Origin of the sequence: Bacillus sp. AK25, from assembly GCF_048270685.1 — a bacterium.
GTDB classification, from domain to species: Bacteria; Bacillota; Bacilli; order Bacillales; family Bacillaceae; genus Bacillus; species Bacillus altitudinis.
In genome coordinates this window covers 1,366,708-1,384,381 of the sequence record NZ_JBLUWC010000001.1, presented here as the reverse complement: position 1 = coordinate 1,384,381, position 17,674 = coordinate 1,366,708, and the positions used below count along the sequence as shown (strand labels likewise).

The following is a 17,674-nucleotide window of genomic DNA, read 5'->3' as shown; positions in this document are numbered from 1 at the left end:
CAAAATCCTCCCTATTTTTCGTCTAATCGTAGTGTGTACAAGGAAGTGCATGTTTATGAAAGTGACAAAGCGGGCGAAAACTTCTATAATTTATGTTGGAAAGGGGTTGTCTTGAACATGAGCATTATTCAAATCAAGGGGAACGTACAATACAAGATCACCATTGATCCGAGTGTATGGATTTTTGATGACCGTAAATTTTTAATGGATTCATTTTTTGAGAAAAGTGCAGCAAACGAAGAGCAGCAGCTAGATCAGGAACTCGATCAAGAGCGGGTCATAAGAGAAGGTCAAACACTTCCACCCACATTAAAAACAGAGAAAAAGTACGAAAAAGAAAGACTCGTCACAGGCAGCTTCGGGATGAAACTTGGCGACATGATAAAAAATGCAGAACCGCTCGAACAAGCGGAGACGTGTGAATTTGTCACAGAAACAGAAACAATTGCTGTTCCGCTCTCTAAGGCGATGGATAGCATTGCCCATTTCAGCCAAAATGGAAAACCTATAACAGAAGAAGGACCAATCCACGTTTATTTCGAGGATCAGTCCAACATCACTCAGCCGATTAAAGGCGTCAAAGAGTTAATCATTACATAAGATAAGATGACGGGTCTGGACTATAATAAATCAGCTGCAAGCTGAGCAAGTCCAGACCTTTCTCCTTTGACAAGCTTGACATGTCCAGATATTTGCTGCCCTTTGAAACGCTCAATGACATATGTGAGCCCATTATTTAAGCTGTCTAAATAAGGGTGATCAATCTGCTCTGGGTCTCCCATCAGCACAATTTTACTTCCCTCACCAACCCGCGTTAATAATGTTTTTACTTCGTGTTTTGTTAAGTTTTGCGCCTCATCGATAATGATAAATTGATCAGGGATACTTCTCCCGCGAATATACGTTAAAGCTTCCACTTGAATTGAACCGATGCCCGCTAGTATCGCATCAAGTTCACCAGGTTTTTTTGTGTTAAATAAAAATTCTAGGTTGTCATAGATCGGCTGCATCCACGGTCTGAGCTTCTCTTCTTTTTCGCCTGGCAAATACCCTAAGTCCTTACCGACAGGAACAATGGAGCGGGCCACGATGAGCTTTTTAAACATGCCGAGGTCCTCTGTCTGCATTAATCCAGCAGCAAGTGCAAGCAGTGTCTTTCCTGTTCCCGCTTTTCCGATAAGTGTCACAAGCGGAATATCGCGGCGTAAAAGTAACTCAAGCGCCATCGTTTGCTGGACATTTTTTGGGCGAATTCCCCAAATATGTTCTTGGTCATAAATAAGCCGTTTCACATGCTCTGCTTTTTGATCAAGCATCCCCAAAGCAGAACCACCCTCATTTCCCTTCATTATAACAAATTGATGAGGGTTTAATGGCGTTTGGGTGACGTCTTTTATTGGTAACTGATTTTGCTTATAAAATGTATTCAGCTGCTCAGTCGGAATATAGAGCTCGTGATAGCCGTTATCAATGTCTTCATTTTGCAGAACTCGATCGCTTAAGAAATCCTCTGCTTGCAGACCAATGGCATCCGCCTTTACTCGCACTAGGACATCTTTGCTGACCAAAATGACAGGCCGGCCATCCGGTTTTGTTTCTTCCTCTAAACTCAAATTCTTCGCAACAGCCAAAATCCGGTTATCGTTTGTTTTTTCGATGAAAATCTCTTGAAGTTCATGGAAAGAGCGATGATTCAGCTCAATACGCAGCGTTCCTTTTGACTCCAGCGTAATTTTTTCATGCAGTTTCCCTTTCGATCTCAACCCGTCGATTAAACGTGAGACACGTCGTGCATTTTGCCCAACCTCGTCCATATATCTTTTTTTCGAGTCTACTTCTTCTAACACTACGGCCGGAATCACGACCTCGTTGTCTTCAAATGAAAAGATTGAATTCGGATCCTGTAATAACACATTTGTGTCTAATACATAAATTTTACTCAGGTCCTTCGCCTCCTGATCGGGGTTTCATTCATCCTTGTCTTTCCAAAAACGATTGTTAAAATATATGTTTTCATGAATAAAGTTAGAAGGTTAATTCAACAATAAAATAAATCATGCAGTTTGTGAAGGAGGGAATACACATGCGACTATTTTTGACGTTATTCATGGTTCAAACCATTCTTTTATTAGGCGCTTGCCAGCATCAAGAGAAGCCTTTGGCACAAGAACATCAAGACGGAAACAAGCATTTAGTAAGAGTATCAGACTCATCCAAGAAAAACACTGACAAAGCCCGCCCATCAACAGATGTGGCGCAGCACCTAGTGAATGTGACTGAGCATGTAGCAGATGTAAATGACGCAACAGCGATCGTCATCGGCAAGTATGCTGTCGTCGGCATTGATGTAAAAGATGATTTAGATAGAAGCAAAGTTGAAACCATTAAATATTCAGTCGCCAAAGCACTGAAAAATGACCCAGAAGGTGCGAATGCTGTTGTCGTCGCTGACCCTGATACAGTGAGCCGTTTAAAGGAAATGGGCAAAGAAATTCAAGCAGGCAGGCCAGTAAGCGGTATTATGGATGAACTAGCAGCCATTGTGGGACGTGTTATGCCAGAAATGCCTCGAAATGAAATCGACCGTAACGAAACAGATCCGACGAATGATCCGAACCATCAGCTCAAACAACAAGATCAAAAGCAATTAGAAAAAAACCAAAACGATCAATCAAACCATCATATGAATCAGAAGAAATAATGAGAACGGCTTATATCTCTTGTGATATAAGCCTTTTTTATACTGATTTTAAGTGTTCAAAAAACATGCTATAATGAAGGCATGACCAAAGTGAGGTGAAAATGATGAGAGTGAAATGCTCATTATGTGAAAAGCTTGAAACCATTAATGATGATACACTTGTTGCTAAGCGGTTAAGAAATCGACCGATTCATACATATATGTGCGATGACTGCCAAGATAGAATTAAAGTAAAGACAGAGGCACGCATCAAAACTGGCAGATTCTCTCTTTATCAAGATCCTGCGACGAAAGAGAAAAAGAAGAAAAAAGGAAAAAAAGAACAGAAGACATAAAAAAGACCTGACACAAGTTCAGGTCTTTTTTACGTACTCACTGTTCCTTCTTTTTTCGCACGATGCAGCCGTATTTTATAAATAATCAAAATGACAGCTGCCACAACCAGGCCTTCTGCGACTGGCAAGAAGATACCTAGAAATGTGAGAAACGTGCAACCAAAAATCAGAAACAAATAAATGACAAGTGCTTTTAAAATCGGTAAACGTCTAGCAAAGCCGAGTTTAAAAACAATAATCGCTAAAACAAGGATGGTGCCATATAGGAGCCACATCCCTGTTTGCGGATTTTCATCGACACGAAACAGCATCGCGAAAAAGGATAGATTCTCACTTACTTCCTGATCATTCAAAAAGATTCCCTCCCCTTATCTTTCAGGGTTCTATCTTTTTAATTCTTCATGGAATTAAGATAATCCTGCTAGCTTTTTCTTCTTCGCTGCTTTCTCACGTTCATTTTTATCTAAAATTTTCTTTCTTAAACGGATCGATTCCGGTGTAACCTCACAGTATTCGTCTTCATTTAAGTACTCAAGAGATTCCTCAAGTGACATAATACGTGGTTTTTTCATACTAACCGTTTGATCTTTTGTCGCTGAACGTACGTTTGTTTGTTGTTTCATACGGCTCACGTTGACAACAAGATCGTTTTCACGGTTATGCTCACCAACAATCATTCCTTGGTATACTTCAACACCCGGCTCAACGAAAATCACACCGCGCTCTTCAACGCCTTGGATTCCGTAAGCAGTTGCTTTACCTGTTTCCATTGAAACAAGTACACCTTGACGGCGTCCGCCAACTTGACCAGACTGCATCGGCTGGTAGCTGTCAAATGTATGGTTCAAAATACCAAAACCACGAGTTAATGAAAGAAATTCAGTTGTATATCCGATTAAACCACGTGATGGAACTGTAAAGATCAGGCGAACTTGACCATTACCATTATTGATCATGTCAATCATTTCACCTTTTCTTGCACCCATTGATTCCATAACAGAGCCAGTATGCTCTTCAGGTACATCAATTTGAACACGCTCTACAGGCTCACATCGAACACCATCTACTTCTTTTACAATAACTTCTGGCTTCGATACTTGCAGTTCAAATCCTTCACGTCTCATATTCTCAATCAGAATTGATAAGTGAAGCTCACCACGTCCTGATACAACCCAAGCATCAGGTGAATCCGTTGGATCTACACGAAGACTTACGTCTGTTTGAAGCTGCTGTTCTAAACGCTCTTCAATTTTACGTGATGTCACGTACTTTCCTTCACGGCCTGCAAATGGGCTGTTATTCACAACAAATGTCATTTGAAGTGTCGGCTCATCAATACGAAGGATCGGCAAAGCCTCTTGGTGTTCTACCGGGCAGACTGTTTCACCTACGTTGATGTCTTCCATACCAGATACTGCGACAAGATCTCCAGCTTTCGCTTCATTGATTTCCACTCGTTTTAACCCTTGGAAACCAAAAATCTTTGTCACGCGGAATTGTTTTACACTGCCATCCACTTTCATTAGAGCAACTTGCTGTCCTACTTGCATCGTTCCTCTAAATACACGGCCAATTCCAATTCTTCCAACATAATCATTGTAATCAAGTAGCGCCACTTGGAATTGAAGCGGCTCTTCATGGTTGTCGACTGGGCATGGGATATGGTTGACAATCGCTTCAAACAACGATTCCATGTTTTCATCTTGCTTACTAGCATCGTTACTTGCTGTACCATTGATTGCTGATGCATATACAACTGGGAATTCAAGCTGTTCTTCTGTTGCATCCAATTCAATGAACAAGTCAATGACTTCATCGACTACTTCAGCTGGACGAGCAAAGTCACGGTCAATTTTATTGACAACAACAATTGGTGTTAGGTTTTGCTCAAGTGCTTTTTTTAGCACGAATCGTGTTTGAGGCATACAACCTTCATATGCATCCACAACGAGAAGTACACCATCTACCATTTTCATGATACGCTCAACTTCACCACCGAAATCGGCGTGTCCTGGTGTATCTAAAATATTAATGCGTGTATCTTTATAATGGATCGCAGTATTTTTAGCTAAGATCGTAATACCGCGCTCTCGCTCTAAATCATTTGAATCCATGGCTCTCTCAGCGATATTTTCATTCGCACGGAAAGTACCAGCTTGATGGAGCAATTGGTCAACAAGCGTCGTTTTACCATGGTCAACGTGGGCAATAATTGCGATGTTGCGAAGGTCTTTTCGAAGTTTCACATTTTCATCTCCTAAAATAATTAGATAACTTTCATATTATATCACAATCCCCTTTAAATGCCGATCGTTTTTCTGTAAACTTATATTAACTCTAAAAAAAGGGATGGAGACAAATGAAACAAATCAAATGGCTTCTATTATTATGTGCATTACTTGCCGTCGTCAGTATGGCGTTTATTGGAGTGTCTGTTGCAGAAAAAAGCATACTGGGAACATGCTTAAGTATTGTGTTCGCCATGATTTTCATGGGTACAGGATTTACATTAAAACGAAAATTAAACGTACAATCATAAAATTTATGAAAAGTCTTTTACATTTTACATGTAGAAGGCTTTTATTTTGGGTAAAAACAAGACCAACCACCTATGTAATCCTAGTGATTCAACTAAAAACTTCATATAGAGTTGGCAAATATAAGCAATCTGAACTCTTCCATTTTTCGACAAGAACTTTTATAGTTCTCCAAAAACAAACACAAAGTTACATTTTTCCTATTCTTCCACAAAGTTTCTCATGGTATGCTGTTCTTGCAACAAAATTTAACAGAAAAGGGAGAGAAAAGAAGCATGAAGAAGTTTTTGAGCAAATCGCTCAGCTCTGTTGTATTTTTCGCTTTAGCTATCATTTTTACTTTCACAACAGTAGCTCCTGGGCAAGCAAGTGCTGCAACTTTCAAAGGGATTCCTTTTGAGCAGCAACAAATTATTAAAGATTTATTGGAGAAAAACGAGCGTGTTATCAGCATTCTCATCAATTCATTTGTTGAGGAAGACAACAACTACACATTTGATGTGAAAAAAGCTGTTGAGCTCGGTTTGACTGAAGAAGAAGCGGCGACTGCTGAGAAATTCTTAGATCGCGCAGCTGTTCTTACAATCGTTTTCAGTGAAAGCATCACTAAAAACGAAAAAGGAAAATTAGTTTTTGATGCAGAAAAAGCTGTTGAACTTGGTCTTACTAAAGAAGAAGCAACTAAATTCGAAAAGCTTTTCAAATCAGTGATCAGAATTGCTGATCTTGCTGGTGATGCACTTGTTCTAGACAAAAAAGGAAACGTTGTAATTGATTCTAAAATCGCTAAAGGTCTTGGATTCAGCTCTACTGAATTACTTGTTTTCAACCAATTGCTTAAGAAAATTCCTCAAGAGCAATTAAAAACGTTCTATGATGCAGTTCAAATTGCTAAAGAAAAATTGAACTAAGCTCAAAAACCCCCATCCGGTTCATCCAGATGGGGGTTCTTTCTTATATCCAATAGATCAAGAGCATGATGAGATAGACGATACTAAAAACGATACTTGCTCGTAATAACAGTTTTCCATAGTAGCGCTTTTCAAACTTTCTTTTTTCTTCTTTTTCATCTATGAACGGTATAAAATCTGTTGACTTTGCAATAGAGACTGGTTCTTTCATTTCTTCATATAGATGAAGGCATTTTTTGCATGAACGTAAGTGCTCATTCACTAATTGATTTGTTTCTTCACTCGTGTCCCCTTCTATATAAAGTGGTAATAGTTCTTCAATCAAATAACAGCTCATTTGTTGAACTCCTCACAATGTAGCTTTCGTTTCAGCTCTAATCTTGCTCGATGAAGGGTTGTCTTTACTTTAGATAAAGTCCAATTCAAAATTTCCGCTACTTCTTCATACGATAATTCCTGAATATCTCTTAAAATGAGGACTTCTCGGTAAGAATCCTTCAATTGATTGATATGGCTCCACAGCCTTTGAATATCAGCTTGAGTTTCTAAATGCGCTTCAGGTGTCATGAATATCTGCTGCTCTAAAAAGTCAGCTTTTTCTACATCCGTAAAAGTTCGTTTTACTTTTCGGCGATAGTCGTTGACAAATGTATGATAAGCAATGGTGTAAAGCCATGTTTTAATGCTTGAATGTCCTTTAAAAGAGGATAACCCATGCAGTGCCTTGATAAATACATCCTGCGCAAGATCCTTGGCTGTTTCGACATTTCCCGTTCTGCGATATAAATATTTGGTGATTTCCTGAAAATATTCTTCATATATTTTTTCAATTTGATTGGTCGGTCTAGACATCAAAAATAAAACCACACAGTCATCCAAATTGATAAAACGATATAAAAGAAGTATAACGAAGAAATAAACCACTTCATGCGTTTTAATTCGAGATAATCGCTCTGATCCTCAGTGTGGACAGGAGCAAACTCGTTTCCCTTAACAGAATGCTGAAACTGCTTTTCATGCGTCTTCATCCAGTTAGAAGCCTCTTCTCCAAGCTCCCCTTCCTGATACAATTCATATAAGTCTTGAAAGATGGCTTGTTTTTCTTTATCTGTCAAAACGTTGCACCTCTTTTGTTCGTTCATTTACTTCATATATTTTCCGCTCATTCGATCCGAAGGTTTGAATGATCACAAACCACGAAATGCTCATTTCCCCCTCTTTGTCGATCATTCTCACCGGCTTGATTTGTTTTTTATAGATCGTATAAGGTTCATACTTTTTGAGAACTTGCTGATAGACTTCATCACGTTCTTGATTCGATACCGTATGCGGTAAAGAAGAGTCTGATTGCCAATACAACGCAATTCCATCGGCATCTCTCGTCACATGAAGTAAATTTGATGACCCGTGAAAAGTATATTGTTTGTGTTCACGAGTTCCTGATTCTGTCTTCACATCTTTTGACTGTTCCCCTATCATTTCAAATAAATCTTCGTCACTGATATTTCCTTTTTTCTGTTGAAGAATCGCTTTTGATAGCTGTATTTTCGTCAATTCTTTCGTTGAACCATTAAACAGAAATTCAGATTGATCGGCTGTCTTTACCGCCACTTCATGCTGCCATTCAAAATAAAAAGCATCAACGTCTGTGATCTGGTAAGCTGGGGGCTGTAAATTTAACTTTTTATAAATACGATTAATTTTCGTTTTCATTTCTTTGTTTGTTAAATTGATCCCGTCTATATCCTTTAATTGAAAGATGGCGTTCCCATATTGCGCTTGTCGAAGCGTCTCTTTTTTCCATGTGGCAAACGCTAAGCTCTCATCTTTATTCTGAGACATTTTTGGCAAAAGAAGAACGCTTGTCTCCCCGTCTTCTTTTTCAATCACTACATGAATGCGGTCTAGATCAACGGATCGGCCGCTTCTTTCAAAAAATTCAATGGTTTTTTCCCTATATTCTTTATCGGTCAAATGCTGACCTTTTACGCGACCATGATAAAAATAGCTGTTTAATTCACCTGTAAACGCAGAAACATTCACTTCATATTGATCGGCTGCAAACACGTAGTTATCAGAGATCGGCTGCTTAATAGTCGTTGAATATAATGAAATGTCCGCTGGTACAAACTTTGAAGCGAATGCTTTCGCACTTGCTTCAGATAAAGGGCGATATTCTTCTGAAAAAGTATCTGTTAGTTCCGTTTTTGTGAATTGAAACATGATATGTGGAAGATTTAAGATCGGGTTCAGCATCAGCATAAAAAAGACGACAATTCCCCAAGCACCCCACTTTCTCAACTTCACCTTGTTTTGTAGTAACGCACATAACAAATGTAATGTCATAAAGCTTCCTGCGGCCGCTACTAAAATCACAATGGATTTAAACGAAGATTGCAGCTCATACTTCGAGATAGAAGGATAAAAAATATACAGCAGCGCAGCGAAAATCAAGCCATAGAAAAACAGCAATTCTTTCCACTTCTGATGCCAAAACAAACGAAAGAATAGGTGAAGTACCAAGGTGGCAAAGCCAATCATAAGCAAAATGATGATCAAATCTCTCCATATCAGCTCCGTATCACCGCTGAGAAAGAACTTTTTGCTTTCAACTAACACAATAAATATCGTTTGACATAAAGGCAGAAGTAACACAGATAAATCAAACGCAAAAAACATGCCCCTATTTTTTAAATAAGGAAGAGAAATCACATAGAAAAGTGATGCAAGCAAGACATATCCATAGATGAGAAATTGCATAAAATCTGTCAGCACTTCAAATGTTTCGATCGTATACTGTCTAGCTAGCACTTGGTGAATCATCTCAAGTGTCATACTCCCTAGCAGGACTACTCTTAATACGATTCCAGCATAAAATACATAACTACTCTTCTTTTCTTTCCATATGGGAAGTGTAATGAAAAGGACAAATAGTCCAAGCACACACCATTGAATCATGTGGATACTGTACTCATTTAAAATAAAAAACCTTTCAAAATGGAGGGATAAATCACTAAACAAATCAAACATCGCTACACAATCCTTTACTTCAAATTAAGGCCTCGTTCGTATAGACATTTGACTTGTCAAAAAGTTTCATCAAATACAAAAAATCACTTCATTCTCATGAAGTGATTTTGTTTATTGTTTATTTCCGCTTCCTTTTATGTAATCATGCAAAATTTTTTCACAGATGGATCGATTTCCAGCAACAATGCTATTTTTCTCTAGAAACGTCAAGCGTTCTCCGTGAATATTCGAGTAAACAGCGCCTACCTCATCAAGTAACACACATCCAGCCGCATAATCCCAAGGCGCTAGCCTTAACGTGACATATGCGTCGCTTCTTCCGCTTGCAATATAAGCTAGTTCAAGTGCAGCTGACCCAATCGTTCGTGTTCCTCTCACATCGCGTACGAGACGGGCAAACGGTTTAGCGTCAAAATGAGGGCTTTCAATCGCCCATATTGGGTTAATGCCGACAATGGCTTTTTCAATGGCGACATCTTTTAGAGGCGGGAGTAAGATATCGTTCATATATGCCCCTTCTCCTTTGACTGCATGATAGAGCTCGTCATGGATGACGTCATAAATAAGACCGATTTTCCCCACACCATGTTCAAATATCCCAATTGAAATGGCAAAATTTCGTTTTTGATGGACAAAGTTCATGGTGCCATCAATTGGATCAATGATCCATACTATCCCGTCAAGAGAGGTCACTTCTTCCCCTTGGCCCTCTTCTCCTAAAATATGATGATCTGAAAATGTCGACTGTATCTTTTCAATGAAGAAACGTTCTGTTTCTTTATCGATGTTTGTGACAAGATCATTTGGATTTGATTTTGTTTCAATTGATAGACCTTCCTGCATGGATTCTTTAATGCGGCTACCCGCTTCTTTTACCCAAAGCTTTGCAAGTCGGTCAATTTCCACCCAGTTTGTCATCGGACTGTAAACCTCTTTTCTATGTAGTACCTATTTGTATTAGCATACTGATATTATGTACGTAAAAGCAAGAAAAAAGCAGCTTCATACAAAAACGAACCGATGAATTGGTTCGTTTTTACCTCACCTTGTTTTACCCTTGAAGCTGCTCCCATTCTTTTCTTAGGCGCTCAAGCTTTCGTTTGCTGCGTTCTACTTGGATATCATCTTTTTGCTCGATGGCTTCATGAAGCGTAGAAAGCTCATAATCAACCTCTAATCTCCACACAGCGATGCGATTCTTCTTCTCTTGTCTATACCCATGCTTCACGATTTGCTTCATTGGTCAACGCCCCTTCCAGAGAATGATTCATTCCTTGTCAGTTTTCATTGATTAAAAATACAATCGATAAGAGAAATGGTTCTTGCTTATATCGTATGAAGCGATCGCATAACCGCAACGACATTCTGAAAATTGTGTTTTTACCTATTTGTTATGTACCACAAAATCGATGTTTTTAAACGCCGAACCAAGATCCCTGCTATCTTTCTTTTTAAAGTGCATCTTTTTTTGAGCTTGACCCAAGCTATGATAAAATATGATCAGCGAAAAGATACAGGAGGCATAACATGAGTGAAATGCGTTTTAGAGATGAAGATTTTGAAACATTCACAGTAGACGGTTTAGATGAACGTATGGCCGTATTAAAAGAGAGAGTCCGTCCAAAGCTTGAAGCACTTGGTGAACATTTTGCACCGCTTCTTTCTTCTATTACAGGAGACGAAATGTTTGTCCACGTGGCAAAACATGCAAGAAGATCAGTCAACCCGCCAAATGACACTTGGGTGGCTTTCGCTAACAGTAAGCGTGGGTATAAAAAGCTCCCTCATTTTCAAATTGGGCTTTGGAAAACTCATGTATTTGTATGGTTTGCGCTCATTTATGAATCTCCAGTAAAAGGTGAATATGGGCAATTATTCGAAAAAGAGCTGGACACGATCCAAAAGAAAATACCGCAAGACTTTGTTTGGTCTAAGGATCATATGAAACCGGACGTCCTCCGCCACAGCGAACTTGATGCTGAACAGCTGCGAACACTATTTGAACGTGTTCAAACAGTCAAAAAGGCCGAACTCCTTTGCGGCATCCAGCTTCCTAGAGAAGAAGTTGTTCAAATGAATAATGAAGAATTCTTATCAAAAATTGAAGATGCCTTCCGCACAGTAACTTATCTATACCGCTTTACACAAAAAGAATCTGTATAAAAAAACGAGCCTATGTTGGCTCGTTTTTTACATCCGTATCATAGCTGTTTCTTCAGCCTCTCTTGCACTTTTCACTGTGCGATAAGGGGAATACCCACTTCCCTTTTCAAACGCCGCACAATGCGTCTTTTCTTCTGCTTTTGATGGTACAACTTCTTTAAATCGTTTATAAGCCTCTAGTAACGCTTGTTTCGCAATTCCTGTTTCATAGGCTTTTTCAACGGCTTGAAAAAATGAAATGACCGCCATCTTTTCTTCAGTTGTCCAGTCGACGTCCATTGGATATTGATATTCCATTTACTTGTCCCTCACTTTAATCCACATTTCTTATTTGAACTTTTATTATAGCATCTGTTTGATCAGAATCCGATTGATTTTATGCTTTACATTCCGATCAGTTCATAATATAATTCTTTTGTTTTATGCAATGAAATCTGCTGTTATTGGGATAATAATAGCAGGTATTTCGATGAAGGTGGGAAAGCAATTGTCACAACATGATACACCCTTATACACTGGACTAAAAAAACACGCTTCAACCAATCCAGTCCAATTTCACATTCCAGGCCATAAAAAAGGAGCCGGAATGGATCCTGAATTTAGAGCATTCATTGGAGACAATGCATTAAGCATTGACCTTATTAATATAGAACCTCTTGATGATTTACATTCGCCTCGAGGAATGATCAAAGAAGCACAGGAGCTTGCAGCAGAAGCATTTGGTGCCGACCATACGTTTTTCTCTATACAAGGAACAAGCGGTGCGATCATGACAATGGTGATGACCGTCTGTGGCCCTGGAGACAAAATTATTGTTCCACGTAATGTCCATAAGTCGATTATGTCTGCTATTGTATTTTCTGGTGCAGTACCTGTTTTTATTCACCCGGAAATTGACAAAGAGCTTGGCATCTCTCATGGCATCACGCCAGAGTCAGCTAAAAAAGCGCTGACTAAACATCCAGATGCGAAAGGGCTGCTTGTGATTAACCCAACGTATTTTGGTATTTCAGCTGATTTAAAAACCATTGTAGAGATTGCTCATTCATATGACGTACCTGTTCTTGTAGATGAGGCACATGGTGTGCATATTCATTTTCACGATGAGCTTCCATTGTCTGCGATGCAGGCGGGAGCTGATATGGCAGCAACAAGTGTGCATAAACTTGGTGGCTCTCTCACCCAAAGCTCGATTTTAAATATAAAAGAAGGGCTTGTTTCAAAGGATCGAGTACAATCTATTTTAAGCATGCTGACAACTACGTCTACTTCTTATTTGCTTTTAGCCTCCCTGGATGTCGCTAGAAAGCGATTAGCGACTGAAGGAAAGGCGCTTGCAGATGAAGCCATTCGATTAGCTGAATCAGCAAGAACTCGTTTAAACGAAATTGAAGGTATTACTTGTATTGGTCAAGAAATTCTCGGTTCACCTTCTACTTACGATTATGACCCAACAAAATTAATCATCTCCATTAAAGACCTTGGACTGAATGGCCATGATGTGGAGAAATGGCTGAGAGAAAGCTACCGAATTGAAGTAGAGCTCTCTGACCTATACAACATTTTATGTATCGTGACGCCTGGCGATTGTGATGAGACGATTGATACGCTTGTAACGGCTATGAAGGAAATTGCGGCCACCTCTGCACGTCAAGGCGGCAAACAAGCCGTGACAGAAGTGTTACTGCCTGAGATCCCTTCGCTTGCGATGACGCCACGTGACGCTTTTTACGCAACAACGGAAGTCATTCCATTTAAAGAAGCGGCTGGCCGGATCATTGCAGAATTTGTCATGGTTTATCCGCCTGGTATTCCTATTTTTATACCAGGAGAAATCATCACAGAAGAAAATATCTCCTATATCTTTAAAAATATCGAAATCGGTCTTCCTGTTCAAGGACCAGAAGATTCCACACTAGATATGATTCGTGTCATTAAAGAACAAAAAGCCATTTTATAAAAAAGAAACATGCAGCCCCAATTGGAGCTGCATGCTTTTTTATTTATTCAGAGGCTTCATCACAGCAATGACAGTGACCACATGTTCCATAAAGTGTTGTCACTTTTTCATTTTCAAATTGATCAATGGTTTCATTGCAATCTTGACAAATAATTGTACCCACGTACATTCCCCTTTTCTTTACTCAAAGTTTGAAAGCGTTTAATCTATTTCACACCTCTATAATATGATGTCACATTTAAGTTGTCAACGGTTAATTGTATGACACATTTAATCATTTTTTATAAATATATGCTTTTTTCTCATCATATTGAGGAAACGTTTCAAATGTATTTTGCTTCATATCAATTCTGTAACAATTGAGTAACAATCGAAAATTGTCAAAAAGGACGTGATACACTAGAGTGACTAACAGGGAACTAACTCCTAAAAATGTTGGTACAACCCCAAAGGATTTTGAGGTGAATAGATTGAATTTTATGAGGACCCTTCTCATTATATTCCCTATGCTCTTTGTACTTAGTTCATGCTCATTTGCGTATATCATACCGAATCAGACAGACCAGGTCAGTCATATTCAAAAGCCGAGAATTCTCTTTTTTACTGATGCAGAAAATCTTGATAAAGAAAGTCCTTATTATGACGCAGTGCTCGATTTAAAAAATGAATATCCGAAGGAAATGTCCAAGATGATTGTCAAAGAAGATCGTAAAGGCTGGAAAAATGAAGTAGACGAACTGCCGGCTATTTTACTTGTCAATAATGAAAAGGTCATTGTGAAGGTGGAAGGTAATGTCCGAAGTAAAGAGGATATCTTATCACCCATATGCCAAGCATTAGATCGAGTGAATACAAATTAACGGTTCGACTTTGCACTTATATATCCCTATGAAAAAAGCCCTCAGCTCATGAGGGTTTTTCGTTTTCAGCGAGGTTTCACATACATAAAAAACCCTCTCCGTGTGGAGAGGGCTTCAGCGTGTAGACAAACCCTCGCATTCTTTGTCAGTCCTGCGTGCTGGTGCTCACGAATATAAAATTCGCTCCGCGCCAGTACTCGTCCTTCCTAGACTGCAAAGGTGTTCTATCACGCTGAAAAGAAGACAAAGGGCTAAAATCAAGTTCATTTTAGCCCTTTGTCAACAATCTGAAACCCTCTCCGTGTGGAGAGGGTTTCAACGTTCATTATTTTACGATATGGATTGGGCTTCCGATTGCTACTTCAGCCGTTTCCATTGTGATTTCACCTAAAGTTGGGTGAGCGTGAATTGTCATTGCGATATCTTCAGCCGTCACTCCAGCTTCGATTGCAAGGCTAAGCTCTGAAATCATATCAGAAGCGCCAACACCTGCGATTTGTGCACCGATCACAAGACCATCCTCTTTACGAGTGATCATTTTCATGAAGCCATCAGTTGCATCAAGAGAAAGTGCACGTCCGTTTGCTGCGAATGGGAATTTCGCTGCAACGATGTCGATTCCTTCTTCTTTTGCTTCTGCTTCAGTGTATCCAACAGTTGCAAGTTCTGGCTCAGAGAATACAACAGCAGGAATACCAAGGTAATCAATTTCAGCTGGCTCTCCAGCGATTGCTTCAGCAGCAATTTTACCTTCGTAAGAAGCTTTGTGTGCAAGTGGTGGTCCATCAACGATGTCACCAATTGCATAGATGTTTGAAACGCTTGTACGGCATTGTTTGTCAGTTTTGACAACTCCGCGGTCTGTCAATTCAACACCAACTTGCTCAAGACCAAGCTCATCTGTGTTTGGACGACGACCAACAGTCACAAGTACGTAGTCAGCATCGACAGTTTTTTCTTCACCTTTTACTTCGAAAGTAACAGTGACACCGTCAGATTTTTCTTCAACGCCTTTTGCAAGAGCGTTTGTGTGAATTTCAACGTTTCCTTTTTTCTTCAGGTTACGTTTCACTAATGAGCTCATTTGCTTTTCAAAACCTGGAAGGATTTCGTCTCCACCTTCAAGGATGACAACTTCTGTTCCAAAGTTCGCATAAGCAGTACCAAGCTCAGTACCGATGTATCCACCACCGATAACAACTAACTTTTTAGGTACTTCTTTAAGCGCTAAAGCACCAGTTGAGTTAATCACGCGGTCTGTGTATTTAAATGTAGGCAATTCGATTGGACGAGATCCAGTTGCAAGAATTGCATTTTTAAATGTATAAGTCTGCGCTGAATTTTCATCCATGACACGTACAGAGTTGCTGTCTACGAAATAAGCTTCACCTTTGACGATGTCTACTTTATTTCCTTTTAGAAGACCTTGAACTCCACCTGTTAATTTGTTTACAACAGAAGCTTTCCACTCTTGAACTTTTGTGAAATCAACTGTTACGTTTTCAGCTTTGATACCCATGTCTTCAGAATGCTTTGCATTCTCGAAACGATGTCCAGCATTGATCAATGCTTTTGAAGGGATACAGCCGACGTTTAGACATACGCCGCCAAGTGTTCCTTTTTCAACGATTGTTACTTTTTGTCCTAGCTGTGCAGCACGAATAGCAGCTACATATCCACCAGGACCTGCACCGATGACAAGAGTATCTGTTTCGATTGGGAAATCTCCTACTACCATGAATTTACGCCTCCATTAAAATTAATTGTGGATCATTCAATAAACGCTTGATGTGGTTAAGGGCATTTTGCGCAGTAGCTCCATCAATCATACGGTGGTCAAAGCTTAGGGAAAGAGCTAAGACTGGAGCTGCAACGATTTCGCCATCACGAACAACCGCTTTTTCAGCGATACGGCCAATACCAAGAATCGCTACTTCTGGGTGGTTGATGACTGGAGTAAACCATTGTCCACCAGCAGAACCGATGTTTGTGATTGTGCAAGATGCACCCTTCATTTCAGCTGGAGCCAATTTACCATCACGTGCTTTTGTTGCAAGCTCGTTGATTTCGTTAGATACTTCGAAAATCGCTTTGCGATCTGCATTTTTCACAACTGGAACAAGCAAGCCTTTTTCAGTATCAGCTGCAATTCCGATGTTGTAGTAATGCTTTTGAACAACTTCATCTGTTTTATCATCGATAGAAGTGTTAAGTACTGGGTACTTTTTCAAAGCAGAAGTTAGAGCTTTTACAACGTAAGGCAAGTAAGTTAACTTGATTCCTTGATCAGCTGCAACTTGTTTGAATTGTTTACGATGTGCAACAAGGTTTGTTACATCAACTTCATCCATTAATGTTACGTGAGGAGCTGTGTGTTTAGAGTTCACCATTGCTTTTGCGATCGCTTTGCGGATTCCGCTCATTTTCTCGCGAGTTTCTGGGAATTCTCCTTCTAGAACTGGAGCTGCTGCCGCTTTTGGAGCTGCTTCTTCTTTCGCACTTTCAGCTGCTTGAGGTGCTGCTTCTTGAGTTGCTGCAGAACCGCCATTAAGGAAGCTGTCGATATCTTCTTTTAGCACGCGGCCATTTTTACCAGTACCTGCAACTTTGTAAATTTCAACGCCTTTTTCACGCGCATATTTACGTACAGATGGCATAGCAATAACGCGTTTGTTAGGATCAGCATCTACTTGCTCTTGTGCGCCAGCACCAGTTGCTGCTGCCGCTTCTTCTTGAGCAACTTCTTTCTTTTCAGGCTCGTTACCAGCTTCAGCAGTACCTTGTACTTGAGCTTCAGTTTTCGCTTCGCCTTCTTCTTCGCTGCCTTTAAATTGAAGATTTTCGTAACCAGGTGCATCAAACGTAATGATTGTTTGTCCTACAGTTGCAACTGTTCCCTCTTCAACTTTTAATTCTAATACTTTTCCTTTAACAGGTGAAGGAATTTCTACAACTGCTTTATCATTTTGTACCTCTGCTAAAACGTCATCTTCATTGATTTCGTCGTTTGGTTTTACAAACCACTTAACGATCTCACCTTCGTGGATACCTTCTCCGATGTCCGGAAGTTTAAATTCAAATGCCACTGTTTTTCGCCTCCTAGATTATGTTAAACCCTTGTTCTGTCAACATTACACGGTCATGTAATTGATAAAGGGGAAGAGAAATAAATTCTTT

At 39.6% G+C, this 17,674-nt stretch carries 21 protein-coding genes; 8 read left to right on the top strand and 13 right to left on the bottom strand.

From position 1 onward, the window contains the following. The first annotated feature begins 117 nt into the window (after nt 1-117). Complete coding sequence (locus ACNO7B_RS07180; RefSeq protein WP_008345056.1) at nt 118-600, top strand: hypothetical protein; 483 nt, start codon at nt 118-120, stop codon at nt 598-600. A gap of 20 nt (nt 601-620) precedes the next feature. Here ACNO7B_RS07180 and ACNO7B_RS07175 read toward each other — a convergent pair whose 3' ends face one another. Further along, a complete protein-coding gene (locus tag ACNO7B_RS07175; protein ID WP_025207279.1) occupies nt 621-1,943 on the bottom strand; it encodes a PhoH family protein in 1,323 nt (440 codons plus the stop codon). 140 nt (nt 1,944-2,083) lie between these two features. On the opposite strand from ACNO7B_RS07175, the gene ACNO7B_RS07170 reads away from it, so the two are divergent. Next, nucleotides 2,084-2,701, top strand: a complete 618-nt coding sequence (locus ACNO7B_RS07170) for a YhcN/YlaJ family sporulation lipoprotein (RefSeq protein WP_019743435.1) — start codon at nt 2,084-2,086, stop codon at nt 2,699-2,701. A gap of 104 nt (nt 2,702-2,805) precedes the next feature. Then, nucleotides 2,806-3,036, top strand: a complete 231-nt coding sequence (locus ACNO7B_RS07165; RefSeq protein WP_417901352.1) for a YlaI family protein — start codon at nt 2,806-2,808, stop codon at nt 3,034-3,036. A gap of 29 nt (nt 3,037-3,065) precedes the next feature. Here ACNO7B_RS07165 and ACNO7B_RS07160 read toward each other — a convergent pair whose 3' ends face one another. Together ACNO7B_RS07160 and typA are read right to left on the bottom strand one after the other, a co-directional pair. Next, nucleotides 3,066-3,347 carry a YlaH-like family protein gene (locus ACNO7B_RS07160; RefSeq protein ID WP_045034298.1) on the bottom strand — a complete coding sequence of 94 codons (282 nt, stop codon included), beginning with the start codon at nt 3,345-3,347 and terminating at the stop codon, nt 3,066-3,068. A gap of 96 nt (nt 3,348-3,443) precedes the next feature. After that, the gene (gene typA / locus ACNO7B_RS07155) at nt 3,444-5,282 is read right to left on the bottom strand and encodes a translational GTPase TypA (protein ID WP_008345068.1); all 1,839 of its coding nucleotides are present in this window, start codon (nt 5,280-5,282) and stop codon (nt 3,444-3,446) included. A gap of 113 nt (nt 5,283-5,395) precedes the next feature. Between typA and ACNO7B_RS07150 the strand changes: the two genes are divergently transcribed. Together ACNO7B_RS07150 and ACNO7B_RS07145 are read left to right on the top strand one after the other, a co-directional pair. Beyond that, the gene (locus ACNO7B_RS07150; protein WP_008345070.1) at nt 5,396-5,575 is read left to right on the top strand and encodes a DUF5325 family protein; all 180 of its coding nucleotides are present in this window, start codon (nt 5,396-5,398) and stop codon (nt 5,573-5,575) included. 273 nt (nt 5,576-5,848) lie between these two features. Next, nucleotides 5,849-6,484, top strand: coding sequence for a hypothetical protein (locus ACNO7B_RS07145; RefSeq protein WP_017359387.1), 636 nt, complete (start codon nt 5,849-5,851; stop codon nt 6,482-6,484). Nucleotides 6,485-6,527: 43 nt separating this feature from the next. Here the strand turns inward: ACNO7B_RS07145 and ACNO7B_RS07140 are convergent, their stop codons facing one another. From ACNO7B_RS07140 to ACNO7B_RS07115, 6 genes are all read right to left on the bottom strand, one after another. Then, nucleotides 6,528-6,821, bottom strand: coding sequence for an anti-sigma factor family protein (locus ACNO7B_RS07140; RefSeq protein WP_008345075.1), 294 nt, complete (start codon nt 6,819-6,821; stop codon nt 6,528-6,530). Then, nucleotides 6,818-7,336 carry a sigma-70 family RNA polymerase sigma factor gene (locus ACNO7B_RS07135; RefSeq protein WP_058337557.1) on the bottom strand — a complete coding sequence of 173 codons (519 nt, stop codon included), beginning with the start codon at nt 7,334-7,336 and terminating at the stop codon, nt 6,818-6,820. The genes ACNO7B_RS07140 and ACNO7B_RS07135 overlap by 4 nt, the downstream gene beginning before the upstream one ends. Further along, complete coding sequence (locus ACNO7B_RS07130; RefSeq protein WP_039963623.1) at nt 7,336-7,599, bottom strand: hypothetical protein; 264 nt, start codon at nt 7,597-7,599, stop codon at nt 7,336-7,338. The genes ACNO7B_RS07135 and ACNO7B_RS07130 overlap by 1 nt, the downstream gene beginning before the upstream one ends. Beyond that, nucleotides 7,589-9,442, bottom strand: a complete 1,854-nt coding sequence (locus ACNO7B_RS07125; protein ID WP_235671426.1) for a hypothetical protein — start codon at nt 9,440-9,442, stop codon at nt 7,589-7,591. Before ACNO7B_RS07125 ends, ACNO7B_RS07130 begins: the two co-directional genes overlap by 11 nt. Nucleotides 9,443-9,625: 183 nt before the next feature. Then, the gene (locus ACNO7B_RS07120) at nt 9,626-10,432 is read right to left on the bottom strand and encodes an inositol monophosphatase family protein (protein WP_417901351.1); all 807 of its coding nucleotides are present in this window, start codon (nt 10,430-10,432) and stop codon (nt 9,626-9,628) included. Between the two features lie 133 nt (nt 10,433-10,565). Then, nucleotides 10,566-10,754, bottom strand: coding sequence for a hypothetical protein (locus ACNO7B_RS07115; RefSeq protein ID WP_008345085.1), 189 nt, complete (start codon nt 10,752-10,754; stop codon nt 10,566-10,568). Nucleotides 10,755-11,041: 287 nt separating this feature from the next. Here ACNO7B_RS07115 and ACNO7B_RS07110 point away from each other — a divergent pair, with 287 nt between their 5' ends. Next, on the top strand, nt 11,042-11,677 hold the full coding sequence (locus ACNO7B_RS07110) for a DUF1054 domain-containing protein (RefSeq protein WP_035392176.1): 636 nt from the start codon (nt 11,042-11,044) through the stop codon (nt 11,675-11,677). 27 nt (nt 11,678-11,704) lie between these two features. Here ACNO7B_RS07110 and ACNO7B_RS07105 read toward each other — a convergent pair whose 3' ends face one another. Beyond that, nucleotides 11,705-11,974 (bottom strand): UPF0223 family protein, encoded by a 270-nt coding sequence (locus ACNO7B_RS07105; protein ID WP_008345089.1) that lies wholly within the window; start codon nt 11,972-11,974, stop codon nt 11,705-11,707. Between the two features lie 190 nt (nt 11,975-12,164). Here ACNO7B_RS07105 and ACNO7B_RS07100 point away from each other — a divergent pair, with 190 nt between their 5' ends. Continuing rightward, complete coding sequence (locus ACNO7B_RS07100; RefSeq protein WP_090756397.1) at nt 12,165-13,637, top strand: aminotransferase class I/II-fold pyridoxal phosphate-dependent enzyme; 1,473 nt, start codon at nt 12,165-12,167, stop codon at nt 13,635-13,637. Nucleotides 13,638-13,680: 43 nt separating this feature from the next. On the opposite strand, the gene ACNO7B_RS07095 is transcribed toward ACNO7B_RS07100, so the two are convergent. Beyond that, on the bottom strand, nt 13,681-13,800 hold the full coding sequence (locus ACNO7B_RS07095) for a GapA-binding peptide SR1P (protein WP_003212464.1): 120 nt from the start codon (nt 13,798-13,800) through the stop codon (nt 13,681-13,683). A 316-nt stretch (nt 13,801-14,116) separates the two neighbouring features. On the opposite strand from ACNO7B_RS07095, the gene ACNO7B_RS07090 reads away from it, so the two are divergent. Further along, the gene (locus tag ACNO7B_RS07090) at nt 14,117-14,497 is read left to right on the top strand and encodes a hypothetical protein (RefSeq protein WP_223255627.1); all 381 of its coding nucleotides are present in this window, start codon (nt 14,117-14,119) and stop codon (nt 14,495-14,497) included. Nucleotides 14,498-14,822: 325 nt separating this feature from the next. On the opposite strand, the gene lpdA is transcribed toward ACNO7B_RS07090, so the two are convergent. After that, the gene (gene lpdA / locus ACNO7B_RS07085) at nt 14,823-16,235 is read right to left on the bottom strand and encodes a dihydrolipoyl dehydrogenase (protein ID WP_003211097.1); all 1,413 of its coding nucleotides are present in this window, start codon (nt 16,233-16,235) and stop codon (nt 14,823-14,825) included. A gap of 4 nt (nt 16,236-16,239) precedes the next feature. Beyond that, nucleotides 16,240-17,583: a dihydrolipoamide acetyltransferase family protein gene (locus ACNO7B_RS07080; protein WP_008345100.1), complete on the bottom strand. Its 1,344-nt coding sequence runs from the start codon at nt 17,581-17,583 to the stop codon at nt 16,240-16,242. Nucleotides 17,584-17,674 lie beyond the last annotated feature (91 nt).